General features: G+C 72.7%; 16 protein-coding genes and 1 pseudogene. 5 read left to right on the forward strand and 12 right to left on the reverse strand.

Annotated elements, in window-relative coordinates; all coding sequences use genetic code 11:
• Positions 1 to 80: 80 nt before the first annotated feature.
• Positions 81 to 3,653: an SdrD B-like domain-containing protein gene (locus RB608_RS25345; RefSeq protein WP_308090866.1), complete on the reverse strand. Its 3,573-nt coding sequence runs from the start codon at positions 3,651 to 3,653 to the stop codon at positions 81 to 83.
• Between the two features lie 189 nt (positions 3,654 to 3,842).
• Positions 3,843 to 5,057, reverse strand: a complete 1,215-nt coding sequence (locus RB608_RS25350) for a hypothetical protein (RefSeq protein ID WP_308090867.1) — start codon at positions 5,055 to 5,057, stop codon at positions 3,843 to 3,845.
• A gap of 194 nt (positions 5,058 to 5,251) precedes the next feature.
• On the opposite strand from RB608_RS25350, the gene RB608_RS25355 reads away from it, so the two are divergent.
• Positions 5,252 to 6,130: a DNA-formamidopyrimidine glycosylase family protein gene (locus RB608_RS25355; RefSeq protein WP_308090868.1), complete on the forward strand. Its 879-nt coding sequence runs from the start codon at positions 5,252 to 5,254 to the stop codon at positions 6,128 to 6,130.
• A 36-nt stretch (positions 6,131 to 6,166) separates the two neighbouring features.
• On the opposite strand, the pseudogene RB608_RS25360 reads toward RB608_RS25355, so the two are convergent.
• Positions 6,167 to 7,021: pseudogene (locus RB608_RS25360) on the reverse strand (DMT family transporter); the annotation flags it as partial.
• A 46-nt stretch (positions 7,022 to 7,067) separates the two neighbouring features.
• Between RB608_RS25360 and RB608_RS25365 the strand changes: the two are divergent.
• Entirely contained in the window at positions 7,068 to 7,976 is a 909-nt protein-coding gene (locus tag RB608_RS25365) for a LysR family transcriptional regulator (RefSeq protein WP_308090869.1), read from the forward strand.
• A complete protein-coding gene (locus tag RB608_RS25370; protein ID WP_308090870.1) occupies positions 7,973 to 8,311 on the forward strand; it encodes a rhodanese-like domain-containing protein in 339 nt (112 codons plus the stop codon). The genes RB608_RS25365 and RB608_RS25370 overlap by 4 nt, the downstream gene beginning before the upstream one ends.
• 96 nt (positions 8,312 to 8,407) lie before the next feature.
• On the opposite strand, the gene RB608_RS25375 is transcribed toward RB608_RS25370, so the two are convergent.
• From RB608_RS25375 to aat, 3 genes are all read right to left on the reverse strand, one after another.
• Positions 8,408 to 9,055 carry a hypothetical protein gene (locus RB608_RS25375; RefSeq protein WP_308090871.1) on the reverse strand — a complete coding sequence of 216 codons (648 nt, stop codon included), beginning with the start codon at positions 9,053 to 9,055 and terminating at the stop codon, positions 8,408 to 8,410.
• A 22-nt stretch (positions 9,056 to 9,077) separates the two neighbouring features.
• A complete protein-coding gene (locus RB608_RS25380) occupies positions 9,078 to 9,515 on the reverse strand; it encodes a hypothetical protein (protein WP_308090872.1) in 438 nt (145 codons plus the stop codon).
• 165 nt (positions 9,516 to 9,680) lie between these two features.
• Entirely contained in the window at positions 9,681 to 10,433 is a 753-nt protein-coding gene (gene aat / locus RB608_RS25385) for a leucyl/phenylalanyl-tRNA--protein transferase (RefSeq protein WP_308090873.1), read from the reverse strand.
• Positions 10,434 to 10,480: 47 nt separating this feature from the next.
• Here aat and RB608_RS25390 point away from each other — a divergent pair, with 47 nt between their 5' ends.
• Positions 10,481 to 11,179, forward strand: coding sequence for an EcsC family protein (locus RB608_RS25390; RefSeq protein ID WP_308090874.1), 699 nt, complete (start codon positions 10,481 to 10,483; stop codon positions 11,177 to 11,179).
• 133 nt (positions 11,180 to 11,312) lie between these two features.
• Here the strand turns inward: RB608_RS25390 and RB608_RS25395 are convergent, their stop codons facing one another.
• The 6 genes from RB608_RS25395 to RB608_RS25420 form a co-directional block, all read right to left on the reverse strand.
• Positions 11,313 to 12,545 carry a hypothetical protein gene (locus tag RB608_RS25395; RefSeq protein WP_308090875.1) on the reverse strand — a complete coding sequence of 411 codons (1,233 nt, stop codon included), beginning with the start codon at positions 12,543 to 12,545 and terminating at the stop codon, positions 11,313 to 11,315.
• Positions 12,546 to 12,648: 103 nt separating this feature from the next.
• The gene (locus RB608_RS25400) at positions 12,649 to 13,845 is read right to left on the reverse strand and encodes a hypothetical protein (RefSeq protein ID WP_308090876.1); all 1,197 of its coding nucleotides are present in this window, start codon (positions 13,843 to 13,845) and stop codon (positions 12,649 to 12,651) included.
• Between the two features lie 20 nt (positions 13,846 to 13,865).
• A complete protein-coding gene (locus RB608_RS25405) occupies positions 13,866 to 14,819 on the reverse strand; it encodes a hydroxymethylglutaryl-CoA lyase (protein ID WP_308090877.1) in 954 nt (317 codons plus the stop codon).
• Positions 14,816 to 16,654, reverse strand: coding sequence for a biotin carboxylase N-terminal domain-containing protein (locus RB608_RS25410; protein ID WP_308090878.1), 1,839 nt, complete (start codon positions 16,652 to 16,654; stop codon positions 14,816 to 14,818). Before RB608_RS25410 ends, RB608_RS25405 begins: the two co-directional genes overlap by 4 nt.
• Before the next feature lie 5 nt (positions 16,655 to 16,659).
• Positions 16,660 to 18,270 carry a carboxyl transferase domain-containing protein gene (locus RB608_RS25415; RefSeq protein ID WP_308090879.1) on the reverse strand — a complete coding sequence of 537 codons (1,611 nt, stop codon included), beginning with the start codon at positions 18,268 to 18,270 and terminating at the stop codon, positions 16,660 to 16,662.
• Between the two features lie 44 nt (positions 18,271 to 18,314).
• Positions 18,315 to 19,478, reverse strand: coding sequence for a ScyD/ScyE family protein (locus RB608_RS25420; protein ID WP_308090880.1), 1,164 nt, complete (start codon positions 19,476 to 19,478; stop codon positions 18,315 to 18,317).
• Positions 19,479 to 19,596: 118 nt separating this feature from the next.
• On the opposite strand from RB608_RS25420, the gene RB608_RS25425 reads away from it, so the two are divergent.
• Positions 19,597 to 20,187, forward strand: a complete 591-nt coding sequence (locus RB608_RS25425) for a TetR/AcrR family transcriptional regulator (RefSeq protein WP_308090881.1) — start codon at positions 19,597 to 19,599, stop codon at positions 20,185 to 20,187.
• The last annotated feature ends 126 nt before the right edge of the window (positions 20,188 to 20,313 follow it).

Raw genomic sequence — 20,313 nt, forward strand, 5'->3', positions numbered from 1 at the left:
TGACGCCCGGGGGGAGTCCGCCTCCTCCGGGCGTCAGGATCACACAGCCGGGCGCGGGGCGGTGGCCCGTAGCCCGGTCGCTACTTCTTGACCGGCTTCAAGGTCACCACCAGGTTGTCGCGGTAGTGGAACCGGCCGTCCGGCCGCGTGACCTTGGTCGTGCAGGTCACGAGCAGCAGCCGCGGGGCACCCGTCATCGAGAACAGCCTCTCCGGCAGCGGCTTGGCTCGCCGGAACCGCTGCTGCTTGACCACCTTGTACCGGTACGTCACGCCGTCGTTGCCCTTGACCTTCACCACCTTCCCGCGCTTGAGCCCCTTCAGCCGGTACAGCGCACCCGGGCGGTCGTGCCGGTCGGAGACGTGTCCGACGACGACCGTCGTGCCGATCGCGTCGTCCAGACGGGCCGAGGTCTGCAGCCATCCGAGGAGGTTCCGGCTCTTCGGGACGTTGGCCCGCTCGCCGGTGAGCCCGATCTGCGCGACACGTGCCTTCAGCCCGAGCGACGCAACCGCGACCCGCTTCGGCGAGCCGGCCACGGCACGGCCGGAGGTGCCCAGGTCGACGCCGTTGAAGCCGGTGTCGATGACCCGCACCTTGTTGTCCGGACGATGCACCAGGCTGGTCTCCACCGCCAGGCCACAGGCGTGGGTGGCCGCGTGGTTGAACTGGTCGGCCGTGATCGAGGCCACCCAGGTGTAGTAGCCCGGCCGGCTCACGGTGACCGACGGCGTACGCACGGTCCCGTTGACGGGCGTGAAGGCCACCGACCCGACCCTGGTCTCAGCGGTGCAGCTGGCTGCCGAGGGAGAGGAGAACGGCCCGTAGAGCGTCGCCGAGCCGGTCGAGGTGGACCCGGCGGTGAAGCCGGTGATGGTCACGTTGTCGTGCAGCTCGGCGCCGACCAGCGCCCGGGCGTCCGACGTCGCCGTGGTCAGCGTCGGCTGCCCCGGCTGGGACACCGGCTCCTGCCGCACGAACCCGAAGTCCAGCGTCGGGTCCCGGTCACCGTCCTGCGTCAGGTCCGAGGACTCCGCCGACCAGGTCGACGAGTCACCCTCACGATCACCCTGCCCCGCCTGCGTCGGCAGATACGGCTCCAGGGCCGCCTGCGTCGACGGGTCGTCGCGGTCGATCGTGACGGTGTAGTGCTCACCGGCCGGCAGCGGCGGCAGGTTGTCGAAGGTGTACCCACCGTTCGCGTCCGTCGTGGTCGGACCCACCGGCTGACCGAAGACATCGGTCACCGGCTGACCGTCAGGACCGGTCACCACCAACACCACACCCGGGATCCCCGGCTCACCGGCGTCTTGACGACCATCCCGGTCCTCGTCGACCCACACGTAGTCACCGACCGACACCGAGGGCGGGAGGACCACACCGGCATCGATCGTGTGGTCGACGCTTCCCGGCGTCAGCGGCGCGGTGATCGCGACCTCGGCGATGCCGGCGCTCACCGGCGTCGGGTCCGAGTCGAGGCTGTCGTCGCCTCCGCTGTCGGGGGTGGTGTAGCTCAGCACGCTGGTCGGCGGCGAGGACGGCAGCCCCGAGGTGTCGGCGGTACCTACGTCGAACCGGACGGTGTAGGACGCACCGGGAACCACCTGGTAGGAGGCACCGTCGCCGCCGAAGTAGTACTCGCCGGCGGCGTTGGTCGTGGTGGTGGCCACGACCGCGCCCGTGGCGTCGAGCAGGGTGACCGTTGCGCCCGGGATCGGCAGCTCTTCGGGGTCCTGGACGCCGTCCTTGTCGGCGTCGAACCACACCCGGTTCCCGATCTGGACCGGCGCGAGGCCGGCGAGCAGGTCGAGGTCCCCCAGGCCGTTGCCCTTGCCGAACGACTCGGGGTACGTGTTCACCAGCCAGCCGCGGGTCGCGGGCGCGCCACCGGGCCCCTGACCGGTCGCGGTGTCGAAGAAGCCGACGCCCCCGGTGCCGATCAGGCCGGTGGGATCCATGGCGATGCTGCCCAGCTCACCGTTGCGCGGAGCGTAGGCGAGTCCGCCCTGGCCGACCTCCTGGTGATTGCCGACCGTCGTGCTGCCGCTGAGGGAGATCCAGTCACCGGCGAAGAACTCGACGACGGCAGGCGCCTGTCCTCCGTCGGGGATGCTCGTCGTGTTGTCCGGGCATCCCCCGGTGCCCTCCCAGGCGTAGCTGCCGTCGGGATTGCGGCAGGCCTTGTTGACGTCGCCACCGGTGATGGCACTGAGCAGGATGGGGTCGACGGTGACGCCGGGCTCGAAGCCGCCGGTACCGATCTGGTCGCCGTGACGGTCCCGGAAGCCCAGGTAGAGCGACCCGTCGACGTCGAACTCGAGGGACGTGAGGAACGGCGTCGGGTACTTGATGTTGTCGGAGCCACCGCCCGTGATCCCGTCGACGCCCGCGCGACTCCAGGTGGAGCGCCACGGGTTCCACTGGCGCGACACGGCCGTGCCGCCGTTCTCCGCAGCGCCGCGAGAGAAGTCGAGCGGCTGCGAGAGCACCGAGGTGAAGGACCCGCCGTCGAGACGGAGCACGTGAGCCTGAAGGTCGGACCGGGATCCGGAGGTCGACGCGTCGCAGACACCGCCGACGTAGACCTCCCCGTCGCGCACGGTGACCGTACCCGGCCGCCACTGCCCCCCGACGCAGCCGGGGCCGGCGATGGCCGTGGAGCCGGTGATGCTGCCGGTCGCCCCGGTGGCGTCGACCGCGTAGAGCCTGCGGTCGTTCAGGTTGACGACGTAGAGCGTGGACTGGTCCTCGGACATCGCCATGCCGCCGAGCCCCTCGGTGCCGGCTGCGGCGTAATAGTCGTCGTCGCGTCCGCCGGCGATGTCGCCGTGAGCGGTCGACCCCGCGTTGGGGATCGTCACGAACAGGCTGGCGTTCGGCGAGCCGGAGTTCAGGTCGGTGACGTAGACCGCACCCGAGCCGCCCGGGCCGTACGGCACGAACGCCTTGGCGAAGGCAGCACTGAACAGGCGCTCGTCGAGTTCGGCGGCCAGGCCGAAGACGGAGCCGGTCTGGGCCTTGGTCGCCAGTGTGGTGATGTTCTGGGTGTTGGGCGTGGTGGCGTTCCCGTTGCCGTTGCCCCGGTGGACCCAATTGGTGCGCACCAGGGAGCGCGAGCTGCCCGGCGATGACCTGGACGGCTGGATCGCGAGCACGTAGTCGGGGTTGAGGGGCGCATAGTCGGCCGGGTTCCAGACCCCGACCCGCACGGTCGCGTCCGTACCGCCGCCGATGTCGACGAAGGTCGTCGCGCTCCGGAACGCGTTGGGCGCTCCCGTCGCGGACGCCGGCGCCGGGACCAGGGGGGCGAGCGCGGCCGGAACCGTCGTCTCGACGCGGTAGCGCCCGCCCGTCAGGCCGGCGGTCGGCGCGATGACGACCTCGCCCGAGGCGTTCGTGACGCCGTTGACCACCTGGCCCGCGGCGTCGGTCACCTTCACCTCGATGCCGGCCTGGGGTGGATCGACGATGGGGTCGAAGACGCCGTCACCGCTCACGTCGCGCGCGACCGCGACGGTGAGCGTGCCGTCGCCGGGCTCGGCCTGTGCGGGCGCAGCGGCCACGACCATCGTCAGCCCACTGACGACGACCGCGAAGCCACTGCAGAGCGCAACGACGCGACGGCTCGCTCGGGCCCTGGAGAGAGCGTGCATGAAAAAAGCCTCACTTCGTCGAAGAGACCTGCCACCCAGACGGCAGGCGCCTGGGTCAGCCTTGACGACTTCGGCTCGCGAACATAAGGGCAAGATCGAAATGGGCGATGGTGCCTCACCCTGTGCGCCCGCCCCGGCGGCGCCTTTCTGAGACGGGCTCCCTGATGCCGCTCGGCTGCGTGCGGCGAGTCAGGCGCCGCTGGCCGGCAGGGCACTTCCGGGAACGACGGCCGCCCAGGGAACACGCCCCGGACCGGTGGCGGGGGACGTCGCGGTGGCGGGGGCGACAGCGCCGTCCGGCACGACCACGCTCGTGCGGAGCACGACCACCGGGAGCCCGGTGGGCACAGCCGGCTCGGCGCAGGGCGGCGTCGCGGGCTCGCCGGGGACCAGGACGAAGTCCTCCACCCAGCCGGGCTCCACCACGACCTCGCCGGCCGCCACGACGACGACATCGACGGCCGAGCCGGGCAGCTCGGTCCACCCGTCACCGGCGGGCGGCGCCACCGAGGTGGCGTCCGTGCTCTCGAGTCGCGAGGCCCCGGCCCGGGTCGCGCCGGTCGCCACGAGGCCCGGCTCGGGCTCGGCTCCGTCGGGCAGCCAGATCCGCTCCTCCTCGGCGGCCGAGATCTCGGCCGTGGCGCCCTCGACCCAGCCCACGCCGGTAGGTTGCTCGCCGACCGGCAGGTCGGTCTCCTCGACGCCGGACGGCACGTCGCGGGTGTGTCCGGTCGGCAGCGCGCCGGCGTGCGGCGTCGTACCGTCGGCGAACCAGGCGGTCTCGACGTGGGACACCTCCGGCTCGGCCGGGACGGCGGCCCGGTCGACGACCCAGACGTCCTCGGTGACCGCCGGCGTGGTCTCGACACTCCGGGTGCGGCCGGTCGGCGACCAGCCCTCGCCGTCCCCGCCGGCGTTCCAGCCCTCGTGCTCCCACCGGGTCCGTCCGGTCTGCTGCTGGACGTACTCCCACTGCTCCTCGACCACGGCCGGCGCGACGACCCGGGTCTCGACGTGCCCCTCCTCCGAAGAGCCGGGCCGCGCGGGGCGGTCGACCACCGTCCAGGCATGCTCGCGCTCGACGGCCACGACGGTGCGGGTCCAGTGCACGAGGACGACCGCGGCGACGCTCTCCCGCGCGTACTCCCGCTCGATCGTCCCGACAGGACGCTGCCAGCGCCATGCCGGGCGGGTGATCGCGTCGACGGTCCGCAGGACGGCGGGGTGCTCGACGCTGCCCCACTGCGCGGGGATCTCGGGCCGGCCGCACTCCCGCGTGTCGCCGAGGGGCGACGGGGCGGCGGGTACGGCGGCCGCGGCGGCCGCGGGCGTGAGGAGTCCCGAACCGGTGCCGAGGACCGCCACGAGGGCGAGCGAACCCAGGGTCAGGTGCCTGCTGTGCATGGGAGAAGCCCTTCTGCGGAGAGGGTGGAGGGGGCCCGAGTAGCGCCGATGACCGACCAACGCGGCGGCCCGGAGCCGGGTCATGGCGCGCGGCCGGAAACAGGACGAAGTCCCGAGTTGCCGAGGTACCGTCACGCACGTCGAGCGCCGCTCGCCTGCCCGGTCCCTGGGAATCGACCCTCTAGGCTGGGGCCGTGCCCGAGCTGCCCGAGGTCGAAGCCCTGGCCCTCGACCTGCGGGGCCGGTTGGCCGGACGTGCCCTCGCCCGCGTCCACATCGCCGCGTTCAGCGCGCTCAAGACCTATGACCCGCCCCTCTCCGCGATCGAGGGCGCTCTGGTCGACGACGTACGTCGGCACGGCAAGTTCCTCGACATCGAGGCGAGCGGCCTGCACCTCGTGCTCCACCTGGCGCGGGCCGGCTGGGTGCGGTGGAAGGACGAGGTGCCCGCGCTGCCGCCCCGGCCGAGCACCAAGTCGACGCTGGCGGTGCGGATCGTGCTCGACGAGCAGGACGGCATCGCGCCGGGCCTCGACATCACCGAGGCCGGCACCAAGAAGTCCCTCGCCCTCTACCTCGTCCGCGACCCGCAGGACATCCCCGGTGTCGCCAGTCTCGGGCCCGACCCGCTCACCGACGACTTCACGCCCGAGCGGCTCGCCGGCATCCTGGCCGATGCCGGCCGCAAGCAGCTCAAGGGCGTACTGCGTCACCAGGGCACGATCGCGGGGATCGGCAACGCCTACTCCGACGAGATCCTGCACGCCGCGCGGATGTCGCCGTTCAAACCGGCCGACAGCCTCTCGGCGGAGGAGCTGACGACGCTGTACGCGGCCGTCCGCGACACCCTCGGCGACGCGGTCGAGCGCTCCCGTGGCCTCGCGGCCAGTGAGCTCAAGAAGGAGAAGAAGTCACATCTCGCGGTGCACGGCCAGACCGGGAAGCCGTGCCCGGTCTGCGGCGACATCGTGCGCGAGGTGTCCTTCGCCGACTCGAGCCTCCAGTACTGCCCCACCTGCCAGACCGGCGGCAAGCCCCTCGCCGACCGGCGGATGAGCAAGCTGCTGAAGTGATCCGGGCCGGCGTCCCCGCGCCTGCACCAGTACGACGGCCGCGAGCACCAGCAGCCCGCCGAGCCATTGCGGGGCGCTCAGCACCTCGCCGAAGACCACGGCCGCGCTGAGCACGGTCACGACCGGCTCCAGGATCGAGAGGATCGCGGCGGTCGACGGCCCGACCCGGGCGAGACCGGCGAAGAAGAGCAGCACCGAGGCGACCGTGCTGATCAGCACGAGGGCCGTCAGCCATCCCCAGCCCGCGGCGCCGAAGCCGAGCTCCGGCAGGCCGCGGACGGTGCCGACAGCGAGCAGCGCGCCGGTCGCGCCGGTGCAGACGAGCGCGGCCAGGGCGAGCGGGGAGGTGCCGGCGGTCACCCGGTCGCCGATCACGATGTAGCCGGTGTACGTCGCGGCGGCGCCCAGCGACAGCAGCACGCCGAGGCTGTCGAACTGGCCGCTCGCGGCCCCGGCGAGCACCAGGCCGATGCCGCCGAGGGCGACCAGCAGGGCCGCCCCCCGGCGAGCGGAGGGACGCTCCCGCCCGATCGCGATCGCGGCCACCATCACCGTGACCGGGTAGACGTAGAAGACGAGCGCGACCAGGGAGGCGTCGAGATGGCGCAGCGCCGCGAAGTAGAACGACGCCTGCACGGCGTACCCGAAGACGCCCATCGCCAGTCCGACCAGCACCTCGCGCCGGGTCAGTCCGCGCAGCGCGCCGGCGCCGGCGGCGAGGACGAGCAGGACCACGGCGGCCAGGCCGAAACGCACCAGGAGCAGGGCCGTGACCGAGACGCCCTCGTCGTACGCCGACTTGGCGAAGACCGCCATCAGGCCGAAGCCGGCGGCGGAGAGCAAGCAGAAGAGGGCACCCACCGGTCCAGGGTCGGCCAGTCGACCGTTCATGTCTATCGCGGATTCTCGTGGCTGATTGTTCAGATATGGTGAACAGATGCTGGACCTGCACCGCCTCCGCCTGCTCCGCGAGGTGCACGGCCGCGGCACCGTCCACGCGGCGGCCGCCGCGCTCGGGTACTCCCCCAGTGCCGTCTCCCAGCAGCTCGCCGTCCTCGAACGCGAGGCGGGCACGCCACTGCTCGAGCGGACCGGCCGCAACGTCCGGCTGACCTCGGCCGGCGAGGTGCTCGTCACGCACGCGATCGCCCTCCTCGAGGGTGTCGAGGCGGCCGAGGCCGACCTCGCGACGGTCGCCGCGGGCCGCGCGGCGGGGCCGGTGCGGGTCTCGGCGTTCCAGTCGGCGGTCCTGCGGATCGTGGCCCCGGCGGTGCGGCTGCTCGCGACCAGCCACCCCGACGTCCGCGTCGAGGTCACCGAGGCCGAGGTCGAGGTGACCGCGCCGGGGCTGCGACTGCACCAGTACGACCTCGTCCTCGGCGACGAGTACGACGACCAGCCGCGCGTGGTGCACGCCGAGCTCCGCCGCGAGCGACTGCTGCGCGAGCGCCTGCACCTGGTGCTGCCCGCCGGTCATCCCGAGGCCCGCTCACGCCGGGTCCCGATCGACCGGCTCGCGGGGCTGACCTGGGCGGCGTGCCAGCCGGGGACCGGCCAGCGGGCGATGCACCTGCGGGTGTGCCGCCAGTACGGCGGCTTCGAGCCGGACGTGCGCTACCACTCCGACGACTTCCGGATCCTGCTGGAGATGGCCCGCACCGCGGGTGCCGGTGCGCTGCTCCCGGACCTGGCCCTCGACGGACGCGACACCGGCATCGCCGTACGTCTCCCGGCCGGTGTCGCCTTGCGCCGCGAGGTGTTCCTGCTGACCCGGCGGGCCCGCACTCCCGCGGTCGAGGCGGTGGCGGCGGCGCTCCACGCGGCCACGCCTAGAGTTGGGACATGATCCCCTCGACCGAGATCGACGGCCTGCCGGACCCGCTGCCCGAGGACCTCGTGGTCCTCGACGTCCGCGAGGACGACGAGTGGGCGGCGGGGCACATCGACGGCGCGGTGCACATCCCGCTCATGGAGCTGCCCGCGCGGCTCGGGGAGTTCGTCGAGCTCGAGGCGCCCCGGACCCTCGTCGTGTGCAAGGGCGGCGGGCGCTCGGCGCGCGCGGTGGCCTATCTCGCCCAGCAGGGCTACGACGTGGTCAACCTCGTCGACGGCATGCTCGGCTGGGAGCGCGCCGGGCGGGCCATGGTCGCCGACGGCGAGCAGCCGCCGTACGTCATCTGACGGCTGCCCGGCAGCCTTCTCCCGACGCACCACGCGGCCCCGCCGTCCAGGAGATCCTGGTCGGCGGGGCCGCGTCGTCGTACCGGGCTCAGGGCGTCACTGGCCCTGCTCCTCCAGGAGGCTCTTCAGCTCCTCCGGGAGCTGGGTGCCCATGTCCGACAGGTAGCTCTCGAGCTCCTCCGGCGTCGTCGGCATGTCGGACGGGAACCCGCTCGGCAACCCGTCGGTCGGCAGGTCGGTGTCCGGCAGATCGGTCTCCGGCGCGTCGGTCTCCGGCAGGTCGGTCTCCGGCAGGTCGTCGGTGTCGGGAGCGCTGACGTCGGCGCAGGTCTCGGCCTGGTAGGTCGTGAACGCCTCGACCTTCTTCATCTCGTCCTTGGAGAACTCGTCGGCGAACGGGTCCTCGCCCTCCTTCGCCTCGAGGCCCTTCTTGATGTCGTCGGCGTCGAGGTCCTCGTATGCGTCGAGCTGGAGCTCGAAGCCCTCGCGCGCGTCGTCCGGGATGTCCTCGGGCGTGCCGACGTCCGCGGCCTTCTCCGCCGCCTTCTTGAAGATGTCCTCGAGCTTGTCGTAGTCCTTGTCCTGGTAGGCCGCCATGAACTCCTTGCCGAGGGTGTCGGCCGCGGTGTTGCAGAAGTCGTCGACGGACGCGTCGCTCGGTGCTCCGCCGCCGCAGGCCGCGAGTGAGAGGGCGAGCAGGACGGTGGCGCCGGCGGTGGCCAGCGGGCGCTTCATGAGAGTCATCGGTTTCCCTTCCTGGGATGCTTCAGCCGCCGAGCTGGTCGGCGCAGGTGTCCTGGAGGTAGTCGGAGAACTTGTCGACGTCCTTCTCGTCGTCCTTGGAGACGCCGGGGATGGAGTCGTCGCCGTCCTCGTCGCCGAAGGACTTCTTCGCCTCGTCGTAGTCGAGGTCGGTGATCGTGTCGACCATGACCTCGAAGCCGTTGCGCTCGGTGTCGCCGATGTCCTCCGGCGTGCCGATGTCGCCGAGGTCGCCGTAGGCCTTCTGGAGCTTCTTCCACTCGTCCTCGGTGGGCTCCTCGCCCTCGACGGCGCTGGTGGCGGTGATGACGTCACCGAAGCCGCCGCAGAACTCCTTCTCCGACGCGTCGGTCGGGTAGCTGCTGCCACCGCAGGCGGTCAGCGTCAGGCCCAGCAGCACGGCCGCGCCGGCGGCAGCCAGCGGGCGCTTGATCGGGGTCATGTCGTTTCCTTTCCTAGGGAGCCGGGACGCCCCGGCCGCACCTGCGAGCAGGGCACGACCGAGCGGGCGACCACGCGGCCACCCTGCCCCCACCGGGTCAGACTATTCACAGCGACGGCGAACGGCAGGTTGCCGATCCGTGACCGGCGCGGTGCGCGGAGCGCCTCAGCGCTGCCAGAACGCCGCCGTCGGGACCTCGAGCAGGTCGCCCAGCACCGCGAGGTACGACGCCCGCGTGATCTCGCGCACGCCGAGGCTCGCCAGGTGCCGGGTGGCCCACTGGACGTCGATCAGCCGGTTGCCGGCAGCGCCGTCGGCGTCGGAGCGGAGACCCTCGACGAGGCCGGCCAGCGCCACCTTCGACGCGTCGGTGACGTGGTGGAACATCGACTCGCCGGCGAACAGCCCGCCGATCGCGACGCCGTACAGACCGCCGACCAGGCGGCCGTCCTGCCAGGTCTCCACCGAGTGCGCCCACCCCAGCCGGTGCAGGTCGCCGTACGCACGAGCGATCCGGGCGTCGATCCACCCGTGCGGTCGGCGCGGGTCGGCGCAGGCGGCGACGACCTCGTCGAAGGCGGAGTCGACCCGCACCTCGAACCGCCGTGTCGAGCGGCGCAGCGAGCGGGAGACGCGGAGCTCGTCGAGGTGCAGCACGCCGCGGTACGCCGGGCTCCACCAGCCGATCCCGCGGCCCTCGGGCATCGGGAACAGTCCGTGCCGGTACGCCGCCAGCAGGGTGCCCGGCGCCAGGTCGGCGCCCACCGCCACGAGGTCGCTGCCGTCGTGGGTGCCCTCCCCCTCATCGACCTCGTCGCCGTCCTCGTCACCGTCGTCCGGGTCGTCCAGCACCGGCAGCGCCGCCAGGTCGGCGCGGCTCGGGAAGACCCACGGGCTGGGCTCGGGCTCGACAGGCACCCGCTGATCCTAGGAGGGGCGCGTGGCGCGGTGGCTAGGCTCGGGACATGGCGTCGCTCAAGAAGGGTCTGGCACTGCGCACCGCCCAGCAGCTCGCCCCGAGGGTCACCCAGCTGGCCCCGGGGCTGACGCAGTCGTTCGTGCGCGAGGCCCTGCACCGCGCCCTCGTGGGCGTCGGCCCGTTGCCGCCGGCGGCGCAGGCCGCGCGGGCCCAGCTCGAGGAGCAGCACGGCGACGTCGACAAGGCGGTGCGGGAGCTGATCGAGAACCACGTCGCGTACGCCGGCGTGGAGGGCCTGGCGACCAACCTGGGCGGCCTGATCACCGCTGCGATCGTGGCGCCGGCGAGCATCACCGGGCTCGCGATCATCCAGTGCCGGATGGTGGCGGGCATCGCCCACCTCCGCGGCTACGACCTCGACGACCCGCGGGTGCGCAACGCGATCCTGGTCTGCATCCTGGGCGAGGACACCGTGCGGACCATGGTGAAGCGACACCAGCTGCCCGCCCCACCGATGGCGATCGCGACGGCGCCGCAGCACGATCCAACCCTCGACCGCACCGTCTCGACCGTGTTGGCCGGCGAGCTGATCGGCCGGGTCATCGGCAAGCGGATGGTCACCACCGTCGGCAAGCGGGTGCCGCTCGTCGGCGGCGCCGTCGGCGCGGTCGCCGACGGCTGGAGCACCTACCGCATCGGGCGCTACGCCGGCCGTGAGTTCCGGTCGTTGCGGCAGGGCGTCTGACTCTCGTCGGGCGTGGTTTCATCACGTTATGTAGCCGAACCCTCGCTTCTGTAGCGGAGCTCGGCATGGGAAGCACCGGCCGGCCTACATAACGTGATGAAACCGCAGCCAGCGCGAGCACCCACCCCGGCCGCTATCCAGGAGTGCGGTTGCGCGCCTTGCGGTAGACCTCGAGCGCCTGGCGACCCTTGCCGCTGTGCTCGAGCTTGTGCACGGTCCACTCCATCGACCTCATCAGCCGGGGGGTGCGGGCCCGGACCAGCTCGCGACGGGCGACCTCGAGCTTGCGGCGCAGTCGCTCGTTCTCGGCATGCGCCTCGGCGTTGTCGAGCAGCAGCGCCTTGATCGCGTCGACGGCGGCCGCGGCGACCTGTCGCTCCGGCGGGTGGTCGGGGTCGACCCACTTCCCGGTCGGCGCGGGCGCGCCCCGGAGGTCCGCGAGGTCACCGACGACGTCGTACCCGCGGCGGGACAGCTCGGCGATCCAGCTCTCGGTCAGCTCGTTGACCCACGGGTACTGGTCGGGCGGCAGCCCGAGCCGCGCCGACTTGGTGCGCTTGGAGAGCGTGCGGTGGGCGAGCAGCTCGCGCACCAGCGGCCGGTAGTGCTGCGGGGGCAGGTCGCGGGCGGCCACCCGGTTGATCCTGCGGATCAGCGCCGACTCGGGTACGCCGAGGCTCGGGTTGGCGCGCTGGGTGGTCAGCTTGAGGTCGAGCTCGCCGAGCTCGAACGCCGCGCTGAACCGCTCCCACAGCAGGTCCGGCGAGCCACCCGACGGCGGCACGGTGACCAGGTGGACCCGCTCCGGCGGCAGATCCGCGCCCCAGCGGTCCAGGATGTCGGGGATCTCCTGCACGCCCCAGAACCAGGCGCCGACCCGGTGCGCCCGCTCCGGGTCGTGGATCAGCTCGAGGAAGCGGCCGTACCCGAAACGCGCCCGGTGCTTGACGTTCTCCTGCCACTCGGCCGGGATCTGGCGGACCAGGTCGCGCACCGAGAGGAACAGGTGGACCTCGGTGCCCCCGTCGCTGGTGTCGCCGCCGGGCCGATGCCCGAGTGAGGCGAGGGCACGCGCGACCTGGCTGCGCGAGGCGGAGGCGAGGATCTCGTGGCTGATGATCGAGGTGCCCTCGTGGGCGCGGACCTCGGCGGACAGCTTGTCCCAGGCGCCGACCGCCTGCGCCTCGAGCCCGCCCCAGCGCAGCCGCATCAGGTCGAGCGCGGCGAGGAAGTGGGCGTCGAAGCGGTCGGCCGGATAGCTGACGTCCTGCTTGAGCAGCCGCCCGCGGTTCTTGTAGAGGACGTCCTGCAGGTACGACGTCCCGGTCTTGGGCGTGCCGACGTGCAGGAGGACCCGCCTGCTCACCGGCGTCCTCGCAGCGTCGTGCGGCGGATGCGCAGCGGGCGGGGAGCGCAGCGACCGACGTCGAGGAGCGCAGCGGGGGAGGCGCGGAACTCGGTGGGGTGGTTCACGCTTCCTCCTTGGGCTTCGCACTGCCGCGCGTGGTCACGGGGTCGAGGAGCAGGCCCAGCGCCAACGCCAGCACCTCGGCGTCGACCGGCACCACCGGGCCCGACTGCTCGGAGCCGAGCGGTCGCGGCAGCAGCTGGTCGAGATCGCCGAGCACAGGGTAGCGAGCGGCGGCGAGATCGTGCCGGGTGCGCTCGGCCTGCGTCCGCAGCCATCCGTCCCACCGCGGGGGGAGACTCGGCGGCGGTCCGCCGAGGCCCTCGAGACGCTCGCCGAGGGTCTCACGGAGCAGCCGCGGCCGGTCCTCCGACGGCACGAGCAGCCCCAGCGGCTCACCCACGCGGCGCACCAGGTCGACGGCATGGGCCCCGAGTCGCGGCGGCGCGCCGAGGCGGGGGACGCCGAGCTCCTCGGCCAGCAGCTGGTCGTCGAGCACGACCCGGACCCGCTCGACGCCGTACTTGTAGGCGGCCGAGCGCGCCATCCGCGCGACGTCCGCGCGCGGCGGGAGGTTGCCGGCGCCGGCGTTGGCGCGCACGAAGCCGCGCCACGTCGCGCCGCCCTGGTCGAAGCAGCGGGCGGCCCAGGCCTGGACGAGGACGGTCTCGAGGTCGTCGGCGAGGAGGTACGCCGTGGGCCGGCGCCCGCCCGGACGGTGGCCCCGCGCGGTGAGGTCGGCGCGGACGGCGTCGGCGCGCCAGGGCATGCCGACGACGACGAACGAGCGGACCCACGGCCGGCGGACGGAACGGACCCGCTCGAGGAGGCCCGGCTCCGGATCGGGGACGGCGGCGGCGACCGCGACGTCGTCGGCGACCAGGGCGCTGGCGACGCGCAGCAGCTCGTCGTCGGTCAGGGCGTCGGGGTCGACGGGCCGGGGCCCGAACTGTCCGGACGCTCCGAGCTGCCCGGCCGGCCCGGGCTCGTCGACACCGACCAGGGCCAGCTCGCTGCGGCCGCGGCCGGAGACGCCGGCGCCGAGGACCCGGTCCGCGATGGCAGCGGGGACGGTGCGTCCGGCCGCGGCGGCGTACAGGTTGAGTCGGCGCAGCAGGGCCAGCTGCTGGGCGCCGGGCAGCTCATCGCCCAGCGCCTCGCCCTCGCCGGCGGTGCCGTCGGCCGGCCACTCCAGCCACGGTGTGGTCGATCCGGCCCGCAACGCGGCCACCCAGCCCCAGGCGCGTCGACGACTCATGGCCCAACGTTAAGGGGACGTCAGGAATCCACCGCACCGACCCCCAGCGCCCGCACGACCGCGGACGGGCTGGGGCGGCCGAGCCGGCCGGCCATCCAGACGCTGGTGGCGACGACCGCGTCGAGGTCGACGCCGTGCTCGATGCCGAGGCCGGTCAGGAACCAGACCAGGTCCTCGGTGGCGAGGTTGCCGGTGGCGCTCTTGGCGTACGGGCAGCCGCCGAGGCCGCCCGCGGAGGCGTCGTACGTCGTGACGCCGGACTGGAGCCCCGCGTGGACGTTGGTGAGCGCCTGCCCGTAGGTGTCGTGGAAGTGGAGCGCCAGCCGCTCCGGACCGACGCCGGCGGCACCGAAGGCCGCCACGAGCGCCTTCACCTGGCCGGCGGTCGCGACGCCGATGGTGTCGCCGAGGCTGAGCTCGCCGACGCCGAGGTCGAGGAGCCGCTTGCCGACGGCGACGACCTGCTCGACGGGGACGGCACCCTCCCACGGGTCGCCGAAACACATGGAGACGTAGCCGCGTACGTCCATCCCGGCCGCCAGCGCGGCCGTGACGGTCGGCTCGAACATCTCGAACTGAGACTCCAGCGTGCGGTTGAGGTTCTTCTCGGCGAAGGTCTCGGTGGCCGAGGCGAAGACCGCGACATGGCGCAGACCGAGCTCGACGGCGCGGTCGAGGCCGCGCTGGTTGGGCACCAGGACGGGCAACCGGCGGGCGGCGTCGCCGAGATCGACGGTCAGACCGGTCATCAGCTCGGCCGCGTCGGCGAGCTGGGGCACCCACCGCGGGTGCACGAAGCTGGTCGCCTCGACGATCGGCAGACCGGCGTCGAGCAGCCGCTTCACGAAGGTCGCCTTGACCTCGGTCGGGACGACGGACTTCTCGTTCTGCAGGCCGTCGCGCGCGCCGACCTCGTAGATGGTGACCTTGGTCGGCAGGCCCGGCTCGGGCACCACCATGGGCAAGCCGCTCATCGGCCCTCCTCCTCCGCCTCGACCACGAACAGCGTGGCTCCGAGCGCCACCTGCTGGCCGGTGCTCGCGCCGACCGTGGCGACCGTGCCGGCGTACGGTGCCTTGAGGGCCAGCTCCATCTTCATCGCCTCCACGACGCCCAGCACGTCGCCCTCGGCGACCCGGTCGCCGACCGCGACGCGGACGTCGAGGACGGTGCCCGGCATCGGCGCGGCGATGGTGCCGTCGCCCGCCGCGGCGCCGTGCTCGGCACTGGCGTCGAGGCGGTGGAAGACGTAGCGCTGGCCCTGGTGGGCGAGCTCGACGTGGTGGGCCGAGACACGTGACGTCATACGTTCCGTGGGCTTGAGCCCACGGAACGAATGACGTTGCGCGGGGGACACCTTCACCGTGCCGTCGGCGAACTCCACGACCGCCGGCGCCGCGGGGGCGCCCATCCGGAAGCCGTCACCGGCGAACGGCCCGCTCGCCGCGGAGGTGGCCTCGAGCCAGAGCCGGGCGGCCACGGCGCGGGCGGGCGCCGGGTCGGGTGCCGGGACCTCGTGGCGGTCCAGCCACGCGGTGTCGATGCCGCCCGGGACGGCGAACTCGTCGCCCGCCGCCAGCACCCGCAGGAAGCCGGTGTTCGTGGTCAGCCCGAGGATCACGGTGTCGTCGAGTGCGGCGACCAGCGCCCGACGGGCGGCCTCGCGGGTCGGCCCGGAGACGATCACCTTGCCGAGCATCGGGTCGTACGACGTGCTCACGACCTGGCCGGACTCGAGCGCGTGGTCGACCCGCGCGGCCTCGGGCCAGGAGACGACGGTCGCCGTACCGGCCTGCGGAAGGAAGCCCCCGAAGGCGTCCTCGGCGTAGATCCGCGCCTCGATCGCGTGGTCGCAGAACCGCAGCCCGGCCTGGTCGAACGGCAGCGGCTCCCCCGCGGCGACGGCGATCTGGAGCGCGACGAGGTCGGTCCCGCTGTGGATCTCGGTGACCGGGTGCTCGACCTGGAGCCGGGTGTTCATCTCCAGGAAGTAGAAGTCGTCGGTCGAGGCGTCGAGCAGGAACTCGATCGTCCCGGCGTTGCTGTAGGAGACCGCGGCTGAAAGCGCGACGGCCGAGTCATGGATGCGGGCACGCAGCTCGTCGGCCAGGGCCGGCGCGGGCGCCTCCTCGATGACCTTCTGGTGACGACGCTGGACCGAGCACTCGCGGGTGCCGAGGTGGACCACGTGGCCGTGCTCGTCGCCGAGCACCTGCACCTCGATGTGGCGACCGCGCTCGACGTACTTCTCGATGAGCATGGTGTCGTCCCCGAACGCGCTGGCGGCCTCGCGCTTCGCCGCGGCGATGGCGGCCTCGAGCTCGTCGGCGGAGCGGACGACGCGCATGCCCTTGCCGCCGCCGCCGGCGGCGGCCTTGACCAGCACGGGATACCGGAACGTGGCCGGGTCGTCCGTCAACTCGTACGACGGCACGACCGGCACGCCCGCTGCGACGGCGAGGTCGCGGGCGGCGTCCTTGCGGCCCATCTGCTCGATGACCGTCGGCGACGGACCGACCCACGCGATGCCGGCGCCGGTGACCGCGCGGGCGAACCCGGCGTTCTCGGACAGGAAGCCGTAGCCGGGGTGGATCGCGTCGGCACCGGCTTCCTTGGCCGCCGCGAGGACGGCGTCGGCGTCGAGATAGCTCGGCACCCGGATCGCGACGTCGGCGTCGCGGACGTGCAGTGCGGTCGCGTCGACCTCGGTGTGGACCGCGACCGTGCGGATGCCGAGGTCCTTGCAGGTGCGGAAGACGCGGCGGGCGATCTCGCCGCGGTTGGCGACGAGGAGGGTCTTGATCTCCACGGTGATCACATCCTGAAGATGCCGTAGTTGGGAGCGGGCGTCGGCACGGCCGTCGTGACCTCGAGCGCCATGCCGAGGATGCGGCGGGTGTCGGCGGGATCGATGACGCCGTCGTCCCACAGCCGTGCGGAGGCGTAGTACGGCGAGCCCTGGGTCTCGTACTGCTCCTTGATCGGCCGCTTGAACTCCTCCACGTCGGGGTCGTTCTCCCGGCCGGCGACGGTCGCGAGCACACCGGCCGCCTGGTCGCCGCCCATCACGGAGATCCGGGCGTTGGGCCACATCCACAGGAAGCGGGGGTCGTAGGCACGCCCGCACATGCCGTAGTTGCCCGCGCCGAAGGAGCCGCCGATGACGACGGTCAGCTTCGGCACGACCGAGCAGGCCACCGCGGTGACCAGCTTGGCGCCGTCGCGGGCGATGCCACGGTTCTCGTACTCGCGCCCGACCATGAAGCCGGAGATGTTCTGCAGGAACAGCAGGGGGATGCCGCGCTGGTTGCACAGCTCCACGAAGTGGGCGCCCTTGAGCGCGCTCTCGGAGAAGAGGATGCCGTTGTTGGCGACGATGCCCACCGGGTGGCCGTGGATCCGGGCGAAGCCGCAGACCAGCGTCTCGCCGTACAGCTGCTTGAACTCCTGCAGCCGGCTGCCGTCGACCAGGCGCCGGATCACGTCGCGGACGTCGTACGGCGTGCGGGTGCTCGTCGGCACGACGTCGTAGATCGACTCGGGCGGCTCTAGGGGATCGTCGACTGGCGCGTCAGAAAAGTTGCGGTTTGGGACCAAACCGTGCAATTCCGGGCCCCCAGCATGCGGTTTCTGCCCAATCGGGAGGGTGTCGACGATGCCGCGCAGGATGCGGAGGGCATGGGCATCGTCGTCGGCGAGGTGGTCGACGACGCCGGACTTGCGGGCGTGGACGTCGCCGCCGCCGAGGTCCTCGGCGCTGACGACCTCACCGGTCGCGGCCTTCACCAGCGGAGGGCCGCCGAGGAAGATCGTGCCCTGGTTCCTGACGATCACCGTCTCGTCGGACATGGCGGGGACGTAGGCGCCGCCGGCGGTGCACGAGCCCATCACGGCGGCCAGCTGCGGGATACCACGCGCGGACATGTTGGCCTGGTTGAAGAAGATCCGGCCGAAGTGCTCCTTGTCGGGGAACACCTCGTCCTGCATCGGCAGGAAAGCGCCGCCGGAGTCGACGAGGTAGACGCACGGGAGCCGGTTCTCCGCCGCGACGGTCTGCGCCCGCAGGTGCTTCTTGACCGTCATCGGGTAGTAGGTGCCGCCCTTCACGGTCGCGTCGTTGGCGACGACCATGACGTTGCGTCCCTCGACGCGGCCGATGCCGGCGACGACGCCGGCCGCCGGGACGGCGTAGTCCTGGTCGGGACCGCCCGGCTTGGCGTACATTCCGTACGCCGCCAGCGGCGCCAGCTCCAGGAACGGGCTGCCGGGGTCGAGCAGGCCGTCGACCCGGTCGCGCGCGAGCAGCTTGCCCCGGTCGGTGTGCTTGGTGCGGGCCGCCTCGCTGCCGCCCTGGCGCACGCGGGCGAGCCGCTCGCGCAGGTCGGCGGCAAGGTCGCGGAGGGTGGGCTCGGGAGTCTCGGACACAGGGACAGGTTAATGATCATTAACCTGTCCCGCAATCCCCGGTCTCAGCGGAGCCTGAGCAGCGCCCCGGGGCCGAACAACGGGCCCGCCACGTAGACGTGGTCGCTCACGTCGACCCCGCCCGGGTTCATCAGCCGGCCGGCGGCGAGCTCGCGCACCCGGTGCTTCGTGCCGCGGGGGCGGATCAGGAACAGGCCGCCCTCCTGCGCACCGGGCAGACCCATCTCGAAGGCGAACCAGCTCTTCTTCGACAGCTCCAGGGCGTAGATCCCCTTCGGGCCGGCGGCGAGGTCGGTGATCGAGGTGAACCCGTCGGCGTGCCTCTTGCAGGCGCCCTTGCGCGGGTGCTCCGGATCGCAGGTCGCGTTCTTCGAGCCCGGCTTGATGCGCCACACCTGCGACGTGCCGGGGGTGGCCGGGAAGCCGCGCAGCTCGCCGACGTACCAGTAGCCGTCGGCGCCCACCGTCACCGACGTGGCGACGGGCTCGGAGACGATCGGGGTGCCGGCGGGCGGCAGCGGGCCGCCCATCTCCGGAGGTACGTCGGGCAGCCCCGCCGGGACCGGCACGGTGCGCGGCATCAGCCGCGCCACCGTCTTGATCTTCCCGGTGCGTGGCCAGACCCGGAGCAGGTCGTTGCCGGCCGCGTCGGAGACCAGCACCGTGCCGTCATCGAGCGCGACCACGCCGAACGGGTTGCTGTCGGTCGGGAACTGCTCCTGGTCCCACGGGTCGGGGTCGGTCTTCTGGTAGGCACCGATGTCGACCACCGGCCGGGGCGCGGGCCAGCCGCGCTTCCACTTGAACAGCGTCGTCGCGGGCGCCGGCGCCGCCGCGCCGCGCAGCACCGACGGGCGCTGCTCCGGCGGCGGGCCGGAGGCGCCGGTCAGCAGGTAGATCGAGCCGCGCGGGCCCTTCGCGATCGCCGGCGGGAAGTCCGTGGGGAGATTGCTGAGAGGCACGACCCGCGCCGGCTTGTGCGCACGCTCAACGACGAGGCTGACGTTGCCGCCGGTCTCCGTGACGAGCGTCCGGCCGTCGCCGAGCGCGTCGACGCCGCGGGGGCCCATGAGGGGTGCGACCGTCTTGGGAGCGGCCCGTCCGCCGCCCGTGTGACCGCCGTGGTCGCCCGCCACCGCCGGGGCTCCGGTCGCCGCGAGCGCGAGCGCCGCCACCGCCGTACCGATCCTGATCGCTGCCTTGCCCATGCTCTGCTCCTCGGGTCGTGGGCGCGTATCGCACCGTCACCCTGCCTAGCAGCGGCGCGTCGGGCACGTCATGCCCCATCGTGGGGACGTCCCGGATCGCGTGGCCTAACCTTCGGGGGTGACCGAGCCGACCCGCCGCGAGCAGATCCTGGCCACCGCCGCCGAGCTGTTCGCCGCGCGCGGGTTCCACGGGGTCTCGGTCGCCGACCTCGGTGCCGCCTGCGGCATCTCCGGACCCGCGCTCTACAAGCACTTCGCGTCGAAGCAGGCGATGCTCGCCGAGATGCTGACCTCGATCAGCGAGCGGCTCCTCGAGGTCGGTCGCGAGCGCGTCGCCGCGGGCGGCGGCGAGCCCACCGCCGCCCTGCGCGGGCTGGTCGACTGGCACGTCGAGTTCGCCCTCGGCCACCGTCCGCTCATCATCGTCCAGGACCGCGACTGGGAGTCGCTGCCCGAGGACGCCCGCGCCCAGGTCCGCCGGCTGCAGCGCGCGTACGTCGACCTCTGGGCCGATCAGCTCCGCGCCCTGCGCCCCGACCTCGACAAGGCGCGCGCCCACGCCGCCGCCCAGGCCGCCTTCGGCCTCCTCAACTCCACCCCCCGCGCCGGCCACGGCATCCCCGACGCCGCATTGCGGGAGCTGCTGGGGTCGATGGCGCTGGCGGCGCTCGGGGTCGATGTGGCGGTTCAACTACCGAATTTGTCGTGACCCGGCTGGCGGGTTCAAGGGGTCGAAGCAACGTGACCTTGGAGGAGCGTTGCGATGAGACCGTTGTCAGGGCGGGGTTCGTGTCGATCGTGGGAGCAGTGGGACCAGTTCTTCGAGCTGGTGTGC

It is taken from the genome of Nocardioides sp. LHD-245 (assembly GCF_030929495.1).
In the GTDB taxonomy this organism is placed as follows: Bacteria; Actinomycetota; Actinomycetes; order Propionibacteriales; family Nocardioidaceae; genus Nocardioides.